The organism is Halobacterium noricense (assembly GCF_021233435.1).
Taxonomy (GTDB): Archaea; Halobacteriota; Halobacteria; order Halobacteriales; family Halobacteriaceae; genus Halobacterium; species Halobacterium noricense.
The window spans coordinates 294,952-311,369 of record NZ_CP089469.1; the positions used below are offsets into that span (position 1 = coordinate 294,952).

At 56.5% G+C, this 16,418-nt stretch carries 15 protein-coding genes; 7 read left to right on the plus strand and 8 right to left on the minus strand.

Features of this window, described 5'->3' with window-relative positions:
- Positions 1 to 13: 13 nt before the first annotated feature.
- Positions 14 to 1,081 (minus strand): iron transporter, encoded by a 1,068-nt coding sequence (locus tag LT974_RS17080; RefSeq protein WP_232590456.1) that lies wholly within the window; start codon positions 1,079 to 1,081, stop codon positions 14 to 16.
- Positions 1,082 to 1,312: 231 nt separating this feature from the next.
- The gene (locus tag LT974_RS17085) at positions 1,313 to 3,262 is read right to left on the minus strand and encodes a NosD domain-containing protein (RefSeq protein ID WP_232590457.1); all 1,950 of its coding nucleotides are present in this window, start codon (positions 3,260 to 3,262) and stop codon (positions 1,313 to 1,315) included.
- Positions 3,263 to 3,340: 78 nt separating this feature from the next.
- Between LT974_RS17085 and LT974_RS17090 the strand changes: the two genes are divergently transcribed.
- Both LT974_RS17090 and LT974_RS17095 read left to right on the plus strand, forming a co-directional pair.
- Complete coding sequence (locus tag LT974_RS17090; RefSeq protein ID WP_232590458.1) at positions 3,341 to 4,111, plus strand: ABC transporter ATP-binding protein; 771 nt, start codon at positions 3,341 to 3,343, stop codon at positions 4,109 to 4,111.
- Positions 4,104 to 4,913, plus strand: a complete 810-nt coding sequence (locus LT974_RS17095) for an ABC transporter permease (RefSeq protein ID WP_232590459.1) — start codon at positions 4,104 to 4,106, stop codon at positions 4,911 to 4,913. The genes LT974_RS17090 and LT974_RS17095 overlap by 8 nt, the downstream gene beginning before the upstream one ends.
- A gap of 69 nt (positions 4,914 to 4,982) precedes the next feature.
- On the opposite strand, the gene LT974_RS17100 is transcribed toward LT974_RS17095, so the two are convergent.
- The 3 genes from LT974_RS17100 to LT974_RS17110 form a co-directional block, all read right to left on the minus strand.
- Positions 4,983 to 6,017, minus strand: coding sequence for a CPBP family intramembrane glutamic endopeptidase (locus LT974_RS17100; RefSeq protein WP_232590460.1), 1,035 nt, complete (start codon positions 6,015 to 6,017; stop codon positions 4,983 to 4,985).
- Positions 6,018 to 6,904: 887 nt separating this feature from the next.
- A complete protein-coding gene (locus LT974_RS17105; protein WP_232590462.1) occupies positions 6,905 to 7,090 on the minus strand; it encodes a DUF7333 family protein in 186 nt (61 codons plus the stop codon).
- Positions 7,091 to 7,998: 908 nt separating this feature from the next.
- Positions 7,999 to 8,298 (minus strand): DUF7520 family protein, encoded by a 300-nt coding sequence (locus LT974_RS17110; RefSeq protein ID WP_232590464.1) that lies wholly within the window; start codon positions 8,296 to 8,298, stop codon positions 7,999 to 8,001.
- Between the two features lie 919 nt (positions 8,299 to 9,217).
- On the opposite strand from LT974_RS17110, the gene LT974_RS17115 reads away from it, so the two are divergent.
- The 4 genes from LT974_RS17115 to LT974_RS17130 all read left to right on the plus strand — a co-directional run bounded on the left by LT974_RS17115 (position 9,218) and on the right by LT974_RS17130 (position 12,457).
- Entirely contained in the window at positions 9,218 to 10,198 is a 981-nt protein-coding gene (locus LT974_RS17115; protein ID WP_408611733.1) for a transcription initiation factor IIB, read from the plus strand.
- A 319-nt stretch (positions 10,199 to 10,517) separates the two neighbouring features.
- On the plus strand, positions 10,518 to 10,952 hold the full coding sequence (locus LT974_RS17120; RefSeq protein ID WP_408611734.1) for a helix-turn-helix domain-containing protein: 435 nt from the start codon (positions 10,518 to 10,520) through the stop codon (positions 10,950 to 10,952).
- Positions 10,949 to 11,227, plus strand: coding sequence for a DUF7521 family protein (locus LT974_RS17125; protein ID WP_232590468.1), 279 nt, complete (start codon positions 10,949 to 10,951; stop codon positions 11,225 to 11,227). The genes LT974_RS17120 and LT974_RS17125 overlap by 4 nt, the downstream gene beginning before the upstream one ends.
- A gap of 18 nt (positions 11,228 to 11,245) precedes the next feature.
- Positions 11,246 to 12,457, plus strand: coding sequence for a hypothetical protein (locus LT974_RS17130; protein ID WP_232590469.1), 1,212 nt, complete (start codon positions 11,246 to 11,248; stop codon positions 12,455 to 12,457).
- Between the two features lie 125 nt (positions 12,458 to 12,582).
- Here LT974_RS17130 and LT974_RS17135 read toward each other — a convergent pair whose 3' ends face one another.
- From LT974_RS17135 to LT974_RS17140, 3 genes are read right to left on the minus strand one after another with little or no spacing between them, the layout of a single operon-like run.
- On the minus strand, positions 12,583 to 12,777 hold the full coding sequence (locus LT974_RS17135; protein WP_232590470.1) for a hypothetical protein: 195 nt from the start codon (positions 12,775 to 12,777) through the stop codon (positions 12,583 to 12,585).
- Positions 12,777 to 13,130 (minus strand): DUF7541 family protein, encoded by a 354-nt coding sequence (locus tag LT974_RS17990; protein ID WP_408611735.1) that lies wholly within the window; start codon positions 13,128 to 13,130, stop codon positions 12,777 to 12,779. Before LT974_RS17990 ends, LT974_RS17135 begins: the two co-directional genes overlap by 1 nt.
- A complete protein-coding gene (locus tag LT974_RS17140; RefSeq protein WP_232590471.1) occupies positions 13,127 to 15,742 on the minus strand; it encodes a heavy metal translocating P-type ATPase in 2,616 nt (871 codons plus the stop codon). Before LT974_RS17140 ends, LT974_RS17990 begins: the two co-directional genes overlap by 4 nt.
- A 382-nt stretch (positions 15,743 to 16,124) precedes the next feature.
- Here LT974_RS17140 and LT974_RS17145 point away from each other — a divergent pair, with 382 nt between their 5' ends.
- A complete protein-coding gene (locus tag LT974_RS17145; protein ID WP_232590472.1) occupies positions 16,125 to 16,271 on the plus strand; it encodes a hypothetical protein in 147 nt (48 codons plus the stop codon).
- Positions 16,272 to 16,418 lie beyond the last annotated feature (147 nt).

Genomic DNA, 16,418 nt, shown 5'->3' on the forward strand with positions numbered 1-16,418 from the left:
TTGGCGGAAGCCATCAAGCTGTGAACTGGACGGCGGACATCTGCATGAATGCGGTTTCGTAGCCGTCGTGACGAGACACCTGTGGTGGTGTCTCAATTCGAACAGTGACGATGTCCCCGCGCTTGACTTCCTCAGCTATTGTCCCGTAGTAGTAGCCGAGATTGGGGTCGAGTGTGCCGTCCAGTTCCGTTTCCAGGACCGATTTCCCATCACGCTCAACTACCATCGAGAGCGACATTCCCGGGAGCAGAACGCGGTTATAGGGCGTCCGCGGAGATACGACAAGATACGGTCTATCTGTCCCCGGGAAGCGCTGTTTATTATCGACCAGACTCGCGCAGAACACAGCATCGTCAGCGGACGTCTCACCGAGTAGTCGTCCAGGGAGCTGGTCTTTCGGTGGCGCAACCGGGGCCGGTACACCGTCCATCTGCATCAGGTCTACTGTCCCGCGGGTGCCCGCCTTGCCACCGAGACGGCGAATCGGGAGGTCATACGTTTCTGATGGCTCAAAGGTGAACTGGAGTTGCGCGGTTCGCATCTCCGTAAATCGACCCTTGAACGGGCTGGTCCGTACTGCCTGAACGGGCGCAATCCGGACTGTCACCTCATACTCACCGCTCCCCGACAGTGCCACGTTATCCCCGTAGTGGAACCCCATATTTGGGGAGAGCATCGACCACAGATTCGTCGTTGAGACATTCCCCTCCTCATTTTGAATATCCACTGAGACTGCGGTCGGAAGTACCGTCCCGGACTCGACATCCCAGACGCTCGCCATCAAATGCAGCGAGTCGTCCGACGAGACAACGACTTTTGTTTTGTTCGTCCCGGTCACCCTCCAGAACCGATGGGGGAACGAGTGCATCAACGCGACGCCGATACCATCGACAGTCGTCGTTTCGTACACGCCCATCCCCTCAACAATCGCAGGGTGATAGACACCATCCGGTCGGTCTTCGACGAGCGGTGGATCTCGCCACGCGGACTGTGTCTCGAATCCGAGTCGCTGAAGACACCCGGAGATGCCAGCTACGCCGACCAGCCCACTCGTGGTTTTCAGAAACCGCCGCCGGTCCATGTATTGGAATGCTCTTGGAGGTTGAGTAGGTGTTGCGATTTTCGTTAGGCCGTCGCAATCATCCCTTGATATAAAGAAGACAGCGAGAGTCCCACGGGTCAGGTGACCCGTGGTTGTTTACTTCACGTGCGAATAGAGCTCCCGGAAGTGCTGAATCCCGGGGAAGCAGCAACATCAGCGGGGTCCGTTGGGTAACGTGCCAGCCTAATCAAATCAGAGTGACCTCGGCGGCTAGAATGTGTAATCCCACTCGTCTTCATCGTCGAACTGTCCCGGCGAATGCTGGGTGTCTTCAAGCTGCGCCAATACAGCTGGACGGACCGGATTTGCTCGTGGGGCTTCATCCACGACGCCCCCAAACCGAATCCCCGGCATCGTCTGCTGTAATTGCCGTATCAATTTGAGTGCCGGTGCTCGTGCCAACGTCGGTGCCCCAGCTCCACCGTCTGCGACCATCCCGACCGGTCCTGTCGCACGGAACGACCGTGAGAGTGACCCGTCACCGTCGGTGTCGATACCGGGTGCGCCCCGCCAGTAGTTCCCCTTCCAGACGTGTAACACGTTGAAGCGTGCGGTCTCGGCGTACCGCCGGTTATACGCGATGTCGTTGTCGGTGACGCGGTTCGTCGGAAATAGCGACATCGCTCGAATGCCGACCCGATTGAACGCCGCGACGTTCTCCTCATACACTGAATATTGGCCTTGCACGACGACGCCGTGCTGGTTATGCGTCACAACATTCTCCGCGACGTAGCTCGACCGCCCGAACACAAGAACGCCGTTCTTGCTGTTCGTGACGATATTCCCTGTCACAACGTTTCGGTTCGATCGGTCGTGGATGTAGACGCCGACGTACGTGTCCTCGATATCGTTGTCAGTGGCAAACGCGCCCTGCGCGAACACGCTGAACACGCCGATCATCATCCCCTCCATCGAGGAATCTCGAACAGTAAACGACTGCGTGTCGTGGGCAAACACACCGACTTTCCCACCGTAAAACGTCGAGTTCTGGACGAGTGCGGGCGCGCCAAGAATCGAGACCCCGAGGAACCCATCTTCCCAGTCTCGCGTTCCCCGAACCGTGAGGTTTGAAACGGTGAGATTCGGGCTATTCCGCGCAATAACACCATTTGCGCGCGTTCGTATGCGAACGTCAGAGACCAGCGACCGGGTAGACTCCTCGAAGACGATACCCGCGTCACCGTAGCCATGCGTCGTCCAGTAGCGTTCCCGGAACGACTCATTCCTGACCGGAACACCTGTAATGTTCGCTCGGTCGCGGGTCCGCACTGTGCCGATGCCGGACATCGAAAGATCCGTAATCGCAACGCGTGATGCGTTCACGTAGACGACACTACGGTTTTCGTCCCCGATGATGCGCGTCTGGTTGACCCCATCGCCACGAATCGTCAGGGGTTTGTCCACCGTGACATCGGAGACAGAGTGATTCCCGGCTGCCAGTTGGATGGTCGTGTTGGGCGCGGCACGCCGGATCGCTGCGGTCAGCGACTCGTTTGGTTCTACCGTAGTCGAAACCGGTCGTTCGAGTAGCGACCGCGCACGGGCGGCCGTTCTGTTCGCACGCTCGCTCCGTGCTTCACTCGTCCGCACCCATTCCGTTGAGCTACGGCCCGCACCGCCGACATCTAACTGTTGGACTGCATCCCACTGCTCGACTCGACCACCGTACTGTTGAACGAACGCGGTCGCGTCACTCTGCTTCGAGAAGGGCACCAACGCCTGCTCCCGCGTCGGAATACGGGCAGTACTGTTAACGACGAAGTACGCCGCACTGGCTGGCACCCACTCCGTATCTGCGTACCTCGGTGCTCTGAGCAACCCATCCTCTCCGACGTAGACGCCAGTGCCGGAGAAATCCGAGACGTACACTGCCATCGGCCGCCCAAATTCACGTTCCGTGCTCTCCTGCAATCCCGCGACCATGGATGTGATGCCGTAGTAGCCAACGGTGAATTTGAACTGGGAGAACGAGACCTGCCCGGTCGGCAACGCAATCGTCGAGTCGGCGGCTTGGACGACGACACTTTCCGGAACGCCCGTCGACTTCGTATCTGACATCGGAACCGCTGCTGCCTGCTGACTACCGCTGTTCATGGCAAACGGAGCGACGACCGTCGCGAGCACGAGGAGGGCAGCAGCAGCCACGTGCCAGAATTCCATAGACGGCGATACGGGGGGAGCCACAAAGAATGCTGGGGCAGTACACTTTTTCGCGTGGCACGGAAACCATAATACGTAATGGGTAGTCGTGAGGCACCTAACCGCGGTGACAACGATGCTGCGACGGCCGCGTCAGCCGTCGTCGAAGCGTCGGAACTCTCGAAATCATTCGGTGACGTCGAGGTTCTCTCGGGACTCTCCTTCTCAATTCCAGATGATGCAGTTACGGCGATTATTGGGCCAAATGGCTCCGGAAAGACGACGCTCGCGGAACTCATCACGGATGTGGACACACCGACAGCGGGCGAACTCACACTCTACGCCGGCGGGGAGCGCCCCGTCGGGTATCTCCCTCAAGACCCGCGGTTCCAGCCCTCGGCGACGGTCCGGGAGACGGTCGCATTCTACGCGGCACTGCTCGCCGGAGAGACCGACGTCGATGCCGCACTCGCTCGGGTCGGCCTCGAAGCCGCGGCCGACCGCCGAACGGATGCGCTCTCCGGAGGTATGCGCCGCCTTCTGGGAATTGCGGTGAGCCTCCTGGGGGCACCAGACCTAGTCGTTCTCGACGAACCGACGAGCGGCCTCGACCCGGAAATGACTCGCCACGTGTACGACGTGATTGCGGGGTTGACCGAGCGCGACCAAGCCGTCGTGTTGACGACCCACGACCTTTCGCGCGCAGCAGACGCCGATTACATCCTCGTGGTGTCCGATGGCAGCATCGTCTCGGCTGGGTCCCCAGAAGAAGTGCTTGCAGACACGGAGACGACCACCTTAGAGGACGCATTCGAGACAGCAGTGAGCGGTCGCACGGTCACATCCGAGGGGGGCAATAACCGTGAGTGACGCCACCCAGCAGTTTACTGCGGTCTTCGAACGAGAGTTGCGGGCACTCGCGCGCTCGCGGGCAGTCTGGCTGCTTGCCGTCGGGTTCTTCGCACTTATCGTGGCGATTGCAGTACTCGGCGGACAAGCCGGCTACGTGCCGCTCGTACTGGCGTTGCTCACGCCGGTCGAGGTCTTGGTTCCGGTGTTGGTAGTGGCGCTCGGGTATCGAGCGATTCTCGGCGATCGGTTGCGGGGCGAATTGAAAGTCCTCGATACGTTCCCGATAACTCCCATCCGGTACGGGCTCGGCGTCTACTGTGGCCGACTCGCAGTCGCACTCGGGATTATCGTCGTGACGCTGCTCGCAGCAGGGTTCGTTGTACCACTCTCGGGGGGGACGCCGAACGTGCTCGCACAATCAGGCGGATTAGACTCGCCAGTGTACTACGCGCGGTTCGTCGCGTTGACGATGGTATTCGCGGGCGTTGTTCTCGCCATCACACTATTGATTTCGTCGGTAGCTCGGTCTGCGCGTCGCGGGCTTGTGTCGGCGGTCGGCTTGTTGCTCGTAGTCGTCATCGGCTTCGACCTCGTCGTGATTGCTGGGGTCGGACAAGGCTGGATCGTCGAACGAGGGCTGGCCGGGGCACTCGCAGCCAGTCCGCTAAGTGCGTACCGTGGGCTCGTGATGACGTATGCTGTCGAGCCAGCCGTGACGATGCCGGTTCGTGCAGCCTCGCCGATTGCAAGCGTGTTCTCGCTGGCTGTGTGGACGTCCCTTTCCCTCCTCACTGCCTCAGCGCTGACCGGAATTGAGTGATTACCGAACGGCTCAGTGCTGACGAGGGCGCGTCAATCCAGCGGTAGTATGCAGTGACTGTAGAGAAGGTTAGGTGAACGTGAGATACGCGATTGCGAACTGGACGGCGTTGTACGTGCCGTGAACAACGACCGGCGCGAAGAGGTCGTCTGTCTGCTCGTACGTAGCTCCGAGTACGAGTGCGACTCCGAAGACTCGGGCGAGCGTGACGAGGATAGCGCCCGGTGTGGCACCCGTACCGCCGTACGCGAGGATGTGGCTGGCAGCAAACACGAACGACGCGGTGATAACGGCACTCCGACGTGAATACGCACCGTACAGGTACTTCTGGAGGGCATTTCGTGCGAGTAATTCTTCACCCGGTGCGACAACGACGAACGAAAGGACGATTAGCGGAAGCAGGATTTCGGGGGTTGTTTTTGCTGTCTCGATGAGGGAGTGGGATGTTTGTGGAAGTGAGAATACAGAGACCGTGGCAGCCATTATTGCATGTAGGGTGAAAATTGCGAGTATCCCAGCTGCTGCCATGACCAGGTCGCGCTGAGTCAGCGTGCTCACGTTGATGCTACTGTTAACAGATCTGATGAACACGACGCCAACGCCTGCGTAGGCGATGCTGGCGACGGCAGTGGAAACTGAAACGCGAACCACCGGCGTGGATGGTACAAGGGAAACGGCAACGCTGGTGAGGAAACTCCCAACGACGAGTGCGAGAGCGGACACGGAGAGAGCGAGGAGGGTTCGTCGCTCCCGGGTTTTGACTGCCGGTTGATTCAACCCGGTGATGGAAGCACCACCCGCTCCCAGCGCACCGAAGCCAGCCAGCAGCGAGATAATCGGTCCGAGGGATCCTGCGGTTTGGAGTTCAATGACAGCAGCGGCAGCTCCGAGTGTCAGAAATGCGGCGGCTATCGTTGCGACAGTATCAACCCACGATGGACCGTGTCCGTGACGACGGACAGTGAACGCCAGTACGGCGACCGCTCCGAAGCCACGAGTGGCCGGTAACGTGAGCTCTGCTGTTGCAGGCCACGAAAGGAACGTCCCGGCTAATCCGACCCCAGCGAGTACAACCCCGACTGTGTGCGCGTAGTTTTGCTTCACAAGATGAGAGTCACCGCTTTCTCCGGCAGCACTTAATCCCAGTATTCGTGTGTACCATTCTTGGTTAGGCGAGTCGGAGGACGAATCCTGTGAGGAATAGCGTAAAAACGATGCCTGCGAGAACCACCATCATGAGGGATTTGTCGTTCACGACCGGTCGTTAGGGCCGTATGTATCTCTTCTTTTCGAGATGGTGAAAACCGAGCCGTTTTTGCTGTTGTACGAAGCGCTCATAGAACTACCAACAGTTCTGGTCGCCTCAGAGTAAACGCCCCGGATTCCTTATACGCGGAACAGGCGCAATACCACGGTCTTCAGGCCGTGGATACGCGCCGTCACTCAGTGACAACAATCCACCGACAAATTGCAGAGTCGAGTTTCTAATCCATACGTTGAAGTGCTAAGAACCGCTATACGTCGGTAAGGTCAGGTCGGAACGGAGCGGATTCCGAACCTTCTTTGGAGGCGGCCTACCCGCCCTTGTAACGAGGCAGTATCCGAAAGACAGGCGGTGAACGCCACATTCTAGAAGAGTGTGGTCGCGTGCCGTCTGTTTCAGCAAGCCCACGATACCTCCAAGTCTGTTGACGCTGACTCGGCGTTCGCCGGGCACAAACAACCACGAACGCCGAAGACGCCGAGGATAGGAGTAACAGCCGCTTGGCACGGCTAGCCAGCCACCGACCACGACGACTGGGTTAAACGGGTTCCCGTGAAGTGGCGGCGTCCATGGTTGCGAACCTGGCACTCCCACCGCTCGGGATTCCTCCGCGTTCACGCGGAGGAGGATGTCAATCGTAGATGTAACTTGCAGAAGCTGAGGAGGAACCCCTGTTATCGGGGCGATGGGGGTCGGTCCCGAGACCGCTAGTGACTGACCCGGACCGCTACGAACTGGCACGGTATTCCCCGTGTTTCATTCCGAGGAAGAACGCGATGATCGAAAAGACGATCATCGAGGGTAAGACCATCATGAAGACCGTCGAGGCAGTCATTACAGACGTAAGTGCGACCGCAGCGATGGCGACGATAACGACGAGTGGGACTACCGAGCGCGGGAGGTCGAACTCCATACCTCTCGTTGTAGCCGGACAGGCAAAGTCGTTAAGGTGTCTGTAGCAAGGCCTGGAAACCGGGTTTTAATTATTTGTCTGGGAGGAATCGGTATGTCGCTGTGAAGACGAGCGCAAACACGAATAGAATCAAGGCTAGTGATTGCAGGAGGAAGATTGGAAATTGAGTTGGCCCACCGAAGACATAGAGGGATGCGGCGAACACAGTGAACGATGCCACACTTGCGATACTATACGCCCAATAGAGTCGTTTCATCTTGTTGCACCCTCTTTACCGATTAAGGGGAGTTTGAACAGGGCGACGAAAATTAGAATAAACGAGACCCAAACTGCTCCAACTAGCCCAACAAATAGGAGATTGCGCTGGAAGAACCCGCCAAAGACGGATTGTAACACTCCGAAGATGACGAGCGACCCGATAGTTGCCGCGCTATATGCCCCGTTGACGGGTTTCATTATACAAATCCAACACCTGCTGTACGGAAAAGTACATGGGCCAAGGTGAAGTGCCTCGGGGTCAAGCCCAGAGGCTTCCTGTTTCCACGACGCACTTTGCAGATTCCACGAGGGAATCCACAGGGGGCGCAGTCTCCGCAAGCGTGGGTTCGGCCTCTCCCCCGACCTACTTGGTGGCGACGGCGGAGCGTCTGACCATCCGTGTTTTTCGACTCTAAGCCGGACGCGATAAGTGCCGTCACACCTACCTGTTTTGCACTATTTCGACTTAATGGTCTGGTTCACTGCGTGCCGGCTTCATCCACGGGGTCAAGCCCCATGGCATTCGCTTCGTACCGCTTGTGAAATCCTATGCTCTCATATCATTCGCTTTCATCGATCTGCGCTTTCACTTTTCATGCGGTTAAACCGGTTTGGCAGTTACTGATTCAAGCCCACTAGTTTCGTTGTTGTCAGACGGTAGCGTCGTCATATCGACTAGCATGCGAGATAGCAAGAAGCCCGAGACCGAGAATCCCACCCACCGCAACCAATCCGAAAATTGCCAGATTTGGAGGGTTCAGTTCGAACACAATTGGGCCGATTTTACCGTACTGTACTGCTGGCCCACCGTCGGTAAGCGGTCCCGATGGCCCATCATTCCCGTAGACGATGATCCCCAGCACGTACCCGAAAATACCCGCCACGGCAACCGCGCTGAGATACATCCACATCACGACTCCGCGCCCATTAGTCACCTGGTTGTCTGCCATTCGTCTAGACCCATCGTCGGGTTCCAGGTGCAACAATAGCCCGTTTTCGGTGAACACTCAAGGGGACTTGTCGAGCGTCCCCCCCGAGATATTCAACCCGCTACCAAAAACAGGATCTTAGCGTGTTTCAGACGTTGACAGCATTAGGATGAAATAGATGTGTTTGAGGAGCAAGATTGGGGTGAGAAAAGCAAGCGACACACCAAGTGCGAGACTGCCGGTCTCTGCCCAAGCAACCTGTGCGATAGCGATACTGGGGATTAACACACCATTATACGCGAGGGCGTTGACGACAATACCCGTTTGCTCCGGCGACCATATGATTATGCTAACCCATCTACTGTCGCTCCGACTACTCTTGATCGCGGCCATAAGCCCGGCAGCTCCGACGAACGCCCAACCAAGCAGTCCGGTCACACTCACGTTAAACAACCAGGTAGCAGCGAGGATACCGGTGGTTGGAATTGTGAAAAAGAGCCTTCATCGTTGGTCGCTGTTGGCTGAAGTTCGTTTGCTCCGTTATTTTACACATTAGAATGACTAATCCCGATATCCGAAACCACGAAACAGTGCCGTCGTAGTTACGCCTGACTGTCGGTTGATTTCGTAGCTAAATCCCGAGTCACCATCACTAGAAGGATAACAAGTAGAGCAAGCAATACGACGATGCTGGCTACGACGAACATGCTAGCCAACCCACCTGCGGTATACCCTGGGTTCACGATATGTGTGATCGTAATAGCCACTAGTAGAATCAGCATCGTGACGACAATAGCATCTCCCAGCCTCTTTCTCATATTCGAATACGGATTAGGAGAGGCTATTGAAATGTTTGAGTCGGTGTCCTGAATTTTGGGAATCCGCTTCACACTCATTAGCTGAGACTGCATGTCCCTGAATCAGAGCCACCCAATTGTCGATGCCGAGCTATCCGCGCAACAGTGAAATTCGGGACACTCGTCAAAATGAGATGACAAAATCACCGCAAAATCAGGGCACGGGGGAACGATTAGTCTGCCCGGAGTGTGGTGGACAGATTCGTTATAATGATTCGCAGAGAGAGGCGGCGTGTCAAAGCTGTGGCCTAGTCACCGACGAACAGATGATCGACCATGGTCCAGAGTGGCGGTCGTTTACTGACGAACAACGACAGAATAAGAGTCGGGTCGGGGCACCGACGACGCCGTTGATGCATGATAAGGGCCTCAGCACGACTATCAGTTGGCAAGACAAAGACGCACGCGGACAATATCTGTCCAGTCGCAAACGAGAGCGACTGCAACGTCTACGCCGGTGGGACGAACGATTCCGCACGAAGGATGCCTCTGAGCGGAATCTCAAACAGGCATTCGACGAAATTGATCGAATGGCATCGGCTCTCGGCTTGCCTGAGGCAGTTCGTGAGACGGCGGGTATTCTCTACCGGCGTGCCGTCGAGGAAGGGCTACTTCCGGGCCGTTCTATCGAAGGTATGGCAACCGCTGCACTGTACGCGAGCGCGCGACAGCACCAAACTCCGCGATCCCCTTTCGTCGTCGAAACGGTAAGTCGAGTTGAAAAGAAACGGTTTCAGCGAGCATACCGCTACCTCTCCCGGGAGCTTAGCCTTGAAATCGAACCGGAATCCCCGGATCAACATCTGCCGCGACTCGCGTCGTCGCTTGACGTGACCGACGAGGCACTCCGACGTGCGCGAGAACTGCTCAGCGTTGCCCAACGCAACGCCGTCCACAGTGGGAAAAGCCCAGTAGGCATGGCGGCATCCGCGCTGTACGCAGCAACGTATCTTACAAACGAAAAACTCACCCAAGAGACTGTGAGTTCAGCGGCAGGCGTGAGCAAGGTCACGATTCGAACTCGCTACCAAGAACTTCTCGATGTCTACGCCGAGCACAAGTAATGAATAAGCATACGAGCCAAATAGAGACGGAAATCGTGGAGTTACTTGCTGGTGAATCAGGGACTCACGCGGTTGAAATTGCGGCTACGATAAATCGACACCCAGTGCACGTCGAGCAGGTATGCATCCAGCTTTGCGAACAGGGAGTTCTCAACTCGAACCGACGCGGATTCTACGAACTCACCGATGGTAGCTCCCAACAGTTCGAATGCCGGTAACTCGGATGCCGGTGGGCGATGCGCTACCAGTATGCGTATCAACCAGACTGCCACGAAAAGGCGAAATTATCGACTCACGGCGAACAGTTGCATATTGTCACGTGGAACGGCGGCCGGGAATCACACAACGTATCCCACGAAAAACCGAGGGATTCAGCATGGTGGATGATACAGCGACGTCGGACGATCAGCCATCCCCTGAACTCGTCCTCGACGCGCTGGATGATCCTGACTGTCAATCAATACTCCGCGAAACCGCCGATCCAATGACTGCTACCGAACTCGCCGAAGCGTGTGACATCCCCCGTTCGACGTTGTACCGGAAGCTTGAACAGCTCAGTGACGCCGCACTCCTGCGGGAACACGACAAAATAAACCCTGACGGCGGGCGAACGTCGTACTATCAGCGAAATTTCGAGAACGTGAACATCACGATTGACGAGGACGACACATTCTCCGTGACAATCGAACATGGACGGCAAGGAACTGACGAACGACTTCGAGATATCTGGTCGAAGATGGGTGACGAGCTATGAACGAGATCATGGCTGCGGTTGTCGCCGTGAAAGCGCTCATTCTGGGCCTTGGAGGTGCAATTACGTATATAGCGCACAGAGCGTACCGGCGGACGGGTGACCCCTCACTCGGACTGCTTCGGGTTGGATTCGGGATTGTGACGTTCGGTGCGCTGTTCACTGGTATTGCCAACGTGTTCTATTCGATATCGCTCGCGGTCGGTGTCCTCGTCAACAGCACCTTCGTGGCCGCCGGTCTTGCTGTAATTCTGTATTCGCTGTACGTCCAAGACTGACGACACTTACATACAATCATGCTCCAGGAACCTTTCCAAACCGAACGAATTACCGCCGTTACACAAAAACTGAACGAGGGGATTTCAACTCCCGCACAAAGTGGGGACAATCGAGGAACGGCTCGCTTCGGCTCGCTTCTCGCATTGGTCGTGCTAATAGTTCTGGCACAGATTCCGGTTGCATCAGCTCATGGCGGCGAAGGCCCGCTCGTTATCTCACAACAGGCGAGTATCGCGGTAACTCTCAGCGGAATTGGTCTTGTCGCTGGCTGTGCATTATTGAAGCGTCACGAACACGTCTCGCCCACAACAGCGCTATACGGAATTGGAGTGGGACTGTTCGTCACGGTCCTCGGGATCACCATTTTTAACGGGGTCACACCAGATCCGATCTATACAGCCAGTTCGATGCCGTTCCCCCGCTCGTGGTATGAAGTGCTCGGGCTCGGTGTCGGCGTCAGTGTTGTGATGGCGAGTTTCGGTATTGGGTTACGCCGCTGGCCGACTCGACCCCGGTACACGTTCCTTGGCATTCTCATGGGTTTATGGGTCTCGTATCCATACGTAATCCGTGGATCCGCGAGCTATACCCACCCGCTGGGATATCTCATCGTACTGGGTACACCGGTTCTCGTCACATATGTTATCTGGACGGATCGAGGGGATGTCGTCCGTGCTGCTCTCCAGGATCGTGTTGCACGTCACTTCGGAGCTATTGTTACACTTCTCTCTGGGATATTTTTCCTTTCGTCGAGTGGGTATCTCTCATTCTTCTGGGAGGAAGAATTGCCGCGTGAGCGCGTCATCACGGTCTTACCAGTCAATTATCAGCTTGTCCAGTGGGACACACTCGAAATCGTGCTCCCGCAGATTCCCCTGACGATGGCTCTCTCAATCGGGGTAGTTACGATTGTCGGGTTGTTGAGCGTCCTAATTGGAGTGAACGCCCTCCTGATTGCTTGGCAGTGGCGACTTGAGAAAGCCGCGGGGGTGGCCCAGGGAACAGCCGGTACAGGGTCTGTTATTGGTGCTTGCACGTGTGGCTGCTGTGGTCCGCTCGTCGCCAAAATCGCCTTGCTTGCAGCTGGTCCCTCTGTCGCAGCACCGCTATACTGGGTGTTCGTCGATTCATCGTCCCCACTTAGCGCGTTGTTTATCGTGGCTACGGTGGTCATCTTCACTGCCACGCTCATCCACTCAACTGAAAATATGAACCCGATAGTGTCCTAAACACGGCTTCCACCAGAACGCACTTACACCGAAAACCTTCCTCAACCCGACTGGTTCTTGTCCTGCCCCAGCATCCCTGAAATATGATGTAGGCAGTTAGCGTTCGGAGGTCAAGCATCGATGTGTTATGCCCCCTGCATGTCCATCGGTCGGAGCCAGTGGTACCACACGAATAGTATCATCCCACCGTAGCCCGCCGCCCAGACGATCTGGCCGAGCGTATCCGCGCCAATCTCGGAGAGGAAGTAACTAGCCACGCCTGGGATAGCGACACCTGCGAAGACAATTGCGCCGAATACGACTCGGTCGTCAAGATCCATTATGCGACACCTCGTTCTCGAATCAGTTGAGAGCCGATAATTCCGACTGTAATGCCGATACTCCCAGCGATCAACAGTGACACCCCGCGGAAGTTCGTATCATAGCGAAGTAGTAGCAGTCCTCCTGCTGCTGCAAGCGTACTCAGCATAGCAATCACACGAAGTGGTCGTGTAACATGCTGGGACTCCGTGAGAATCCCAGTAACAGAGCCAATAAACAGCAGCAATCCACCGACAGTTACTGGGCGCAGTCCGAACACAACACCTACCTCCGAGGTAACGAGCCCGAGCGCCACAAGTAGTGGCCACGGACTTGCGCGCGGATAAGCATCACTCAGGCCAGTTTCACTCATGCTGACACCTCGCCAGTACTCTCCTCAGTCGGCGTGATGCGGGAGAGCCGCATCGCGTTCCCGGTAACGCCAAGCGTCATTCCCGCGTCGCCAACGAGAACAGCCGCCCAAATTGGGACCAAACCGAAGGGAACGGCCGCTGCCATCGCGGCCTTCGCCCCAAGGCTTGTCCAGATGTTCTGACGGATGACACTGTTCGCGTCATGAGAGAGTTCGTAGAGATACGGCAGTCTGGCCAGATCATCGCTCATCAACGCAATATCCGCTGTCTCTAGTGCTGTGTCCGTTCCCGCCGCACCCATCGCAACTCCAACTGTCGCAGTAGCAAGCGCGGGTGCATCGTTGACACCGTCACCGACCATAGCGACGCCGTCGTACTGGTTGTTAAGCTCTTGAATCGCTGTGACTTTCTGCTCAGGAAGGAGTTCCGCGCGGAACTCATCGACGCCAACTTCCTCGGTGATCGCACGGGCGGTTCGTTCATTATCGCCCGTGAGCATAATGACGTGTTCCACACCGAGGTCGTGGAGACGTTCGATAGCGAACCTCGACTCCTCACGAATTTCATCGGCAACTGCAATTATGCCCTCCAACTCGTCTTCAGTACCAACGAGGACGACGGTCTTTCCCTCGTTTTGGAGGCCTGGGACAACGTCTTCAAGCAGGTCAAGACAGCTATTTCGCTCACAGAGATCTCGACTCTTCTGGGTGACAACACCACCATCAGTAGCAGCGTGGACGTGGTCCAGGTCGAAGCCGAGTTCCGCGAAGAACCCCGGCTTTCCTGCATAGTGCGTTGTGCCGTCTACGTCAGCACGGACACCTTTCCCGGGAATGCTCTCGAAGTCCGAGATCGACGGTTCGCCGGTAGTACGGCCCGTCGCGTGATCAACGATGGCATCGCCGATTGGGTGTTCGCTTCGAGATTCAAGGCCACGGGCACAACGAAGTACGTCTTCCTCGCTGTTGCCGTTCAGTGGCACAACGTTGGTGACGGTTAGTTCACCCATCGTGAGCGTCCCTGTCTTGTCAACGGCGACGGCTTCGATTTCGCCCATCGCTTCGAGGTGACTCCCACCTTTGATTAGCACGCCGTTCTTGGCGGCACTCGTAATGCCGGAGACAACGGAGACAGGCGTCGAGATGACGAATGCACACGGACACGCGAGCACGAGCAGGGTAAGTCCATAGACCAGCGACTGAGTCCACGAAACGCCGAATACTATCGGCGACGCCAAGGTAACGAGGACGGCAAACACAACGACTGCAGGCGTGTAGTACCCGGCGAATCGTTCGACGAACTGCTCGCGTTCGGTCTTGTTCGCCTGCGCGTCTTCGACCATGTCGATAATCCGCGAGAGCGTATTGTCGCCGGCCTCCGAGGTCACTTCGACTTCAAGATACCCCTGTTCGTTGACGGTGCCAGCGTACACTTCGTCACCAGGAACTTTATCGACAGGAACGCTCTCCCCCGTGATCGGGGCCTGATTGACCGCGCTTTCGCCGTCAAGAACCTCGCCGTCCATCGGAATCTTCTCACCAGGCTTCACCACGACGACATCACCCACACCAACCTCATCGACAGAAATCGTGACTTCCTCACCGTCACGGCGAACGGTCGCTTCGTCGGGTGAGAGGTCCATTAACTCTTGGAGAGAATTCCTGGCTTTATCCATCGAGTAGCGTTCGAGGAGTTCGGCGACGCTGAATAGGAAGGCGAGTGTCGCGGCTTCCATGTAGAGGGATTCGCCGAATCCAAGACTGACACCGACTGCGCCAGCAATAGCGATACTCATCAGCAGGTCGATGTCGAGATTACGGTTTTTCAGCGAGTAGTACCCACCGCGAATGATTTCTTGGCCGCCAGCGACGACTGCCGCGAGGAAAAAACCGTCAGCTGCTGAAAGGGTGAGACTGCTCGTCGCTATGAGTTCAGCGTTAAGGCCGGCGAGAATGAATCCAAGGAGAAGTCCGAGGGCAGTGAAGACGCCGCTAATCCACGTCTTGTAGGCGCGTGTACTCTGCCAGACGCTCTCAGTGGAGGCGACATCGGTTGTTTCGCTGCTCTCAGCTGTTGCTTCGGTTACTTCGTATCCTGCCCCCTCGATAGCGTCCGTGACGTCCTCAGGCGAGGTCCGCGTTCGGTCGAGCGTGGTTGTAATTTTACCAACCGTAGGATGGGTCTGGTAAGTGGTGACGCCATTAAGTTCGCTGATGGCGTTCTCGACTTTGCCCGCGCACGAAGCGCAGTCCATTTCCGGAGCGGTAAATTCCGCCGTGGTTTCACCGATGTCGGACTCGACACTATAGCCGGCCGCCTCAACGCGGTCAACGACGTCACCGGGAGTCGCGTGGTCTTTCTCGAAGGTAACTGTCAGCGTGCCTGTCGTAACCTCCGGATCGATTCTCTCTACCGCGTCGAGTTGTTTGACGCTGTTCTGTACTTTGCCCGCACACGACGGGCAGTCCATTTCAGGAACCGATAGCTGGAGGGTCGTGCTGTCGTCTTGGTTGTGTTCGGTGTCCTGGGTCGAGTTATGGTTGTTGCTGTGTTCATGATCGTGGTCGTGGGGGTGATCATGGCCCGTGTGTTCTTCCGGGACCTCGGTCATTAGGTGGCGGTAGAGACTACAGCGGTATTAATTCGGCTGTTAGTATACCGGTCTTTAGTACAAATGATTAATAAAAATTCTCACCTGAGTTATTAAAAAGTCGAGTGAGGCTAGATCTTCGTCCCGCTTTGCATAGGCTATGGCGAAAGCCGAGGGAAGGAAGAATGAGGCCAATCTGGATATGGAGGCCTTCAACGGGCATGTCGTAAGGAAATTCGAATTCGCCTAAGTTCAGACAGCACATTTACTATGTCGGACCATCGAAATTTTGTAAGAACGGTGTGTCGTTGGTCAATAGACGGGAACCCAGGTTTGTAGGTTCGAATCCTGCTGGGGGCATAACGGCGGTTCGGAGAGTACCGTCCTCAACACCATCCGACAAATGAGCGAAGAAATCATCACTTCCGGCATTCTCGGCACCGTCTTTGCAACGACCGGCGTGGCACTCCCGGTTATCGTAGCGCTCATCGCGTATATCGGCATTCGGCTAAAGAACGTTGCCCTCATTCCTCCGGCCGCTACAGCGTGAGAGGCATCTATTCGATTCGCAGTTCCACTTACCGATTTATCTACCCGGTTTCAGTACCCATCCCGAATAAAGAAGCCTCACTAGCAACTACTGTAGAGTTGTTCGTCCCCCGGGAGGGGTGCAGGGCGATCCAGTCGCGATCGCCCC

What these genes read in the sequence shown, in the direction of transcription:
- LT974_RS17135 (WP_232590470.1), bottom strand. Translation starts at nt 12,777, where the DNA reads ATGGATCTTGACGACCGAGTCGTATTCGGCGCAATTGTCTTCGCAGGT.
- LT974_RS17105 (WP_232590462.1), bottom strand. Translation starts at nt 7,090, where the DNA reads ATGGAGTTCGACCTCCCGCGCTCGGTAGTCCCACTCGTCGTTATCGTC.
- LT974_RS17130 (WP_232590469.1), top strand. Translation starts at nt 11,246, where the DNA reads ATGCTCCAGGAACCTTTCCAAACCGAACGAATTACCGCCGTTACACAA.
- LT974_RS17110 (WP_232590464.1), bottom strand. Translation starts at nt 8,298, where the DNA reads ATGGCAGACAACCAGGTGACTAATGGGCGCGGAGTCGTGATGTGGATG.
- LT974_RS17115 (WP_408611733.1), top strand. Translation starts at nt 9,218, where the DNA reads ATGCCGAGCTATCCGCGCAACAGTGAAATTCGGGACACTCGTCAAAAT.
- LT974_RS17990 (WP_408611735.1), bottom strand. Translation starts at nt 13,130, where the DNA reads ATGAGTGAAACTGGCCTGAGTGATGCTTATCCGCGCGCAAGTCCGTGG.
- LT974_RS17090 (WP_232590458.1), top strand. Translation starts at nt 3,341, where the DNA reads ATGGGTAGTCGTGAGGCACCTAACCGCGGTGACAACGATGCTGCGACG.
- LT974_RS17085 (WP_232590457.1), bottom strand. Translation starts at nt 3,262, where the DNA reads ATGGAATTCTGGCACGTGGCTGCTGCTGCCCTCCTCGTGCTCGCGACG.
- LT974_RS17140 (WP_232590471.1), bottom strand. Translation starts at nt 15,742, where the DNA reads ATGACCGAGGTCCCGGAAGAACACACGGGCCATGATCACCCCCACGAC.
- LT974_RS17125 (WP_232590468.1), top strand. Translation starts at nt 10,949, where the DNA reads ATGAACGAGATCATGGCTGCGGTTGTCGCCGTGAAAGCGCTCATTCTG.
- LT974_RS17080 (WP_232590456.1), bottom strand. Translation starts at nt 1,081, where the DNA reads ATGGACCGGCGGCGGTTTCTGAAAACCACGAGTGGGCTGGTCGGCGTA.
- LT974_RS17145 (WP_232590472.1), top strand. Translation starts at nt 16,125, where the DNA reads ATGAGCGAAGAAATCATCACTTCCGGCATTCTCGGCACCGTCTTTGCA.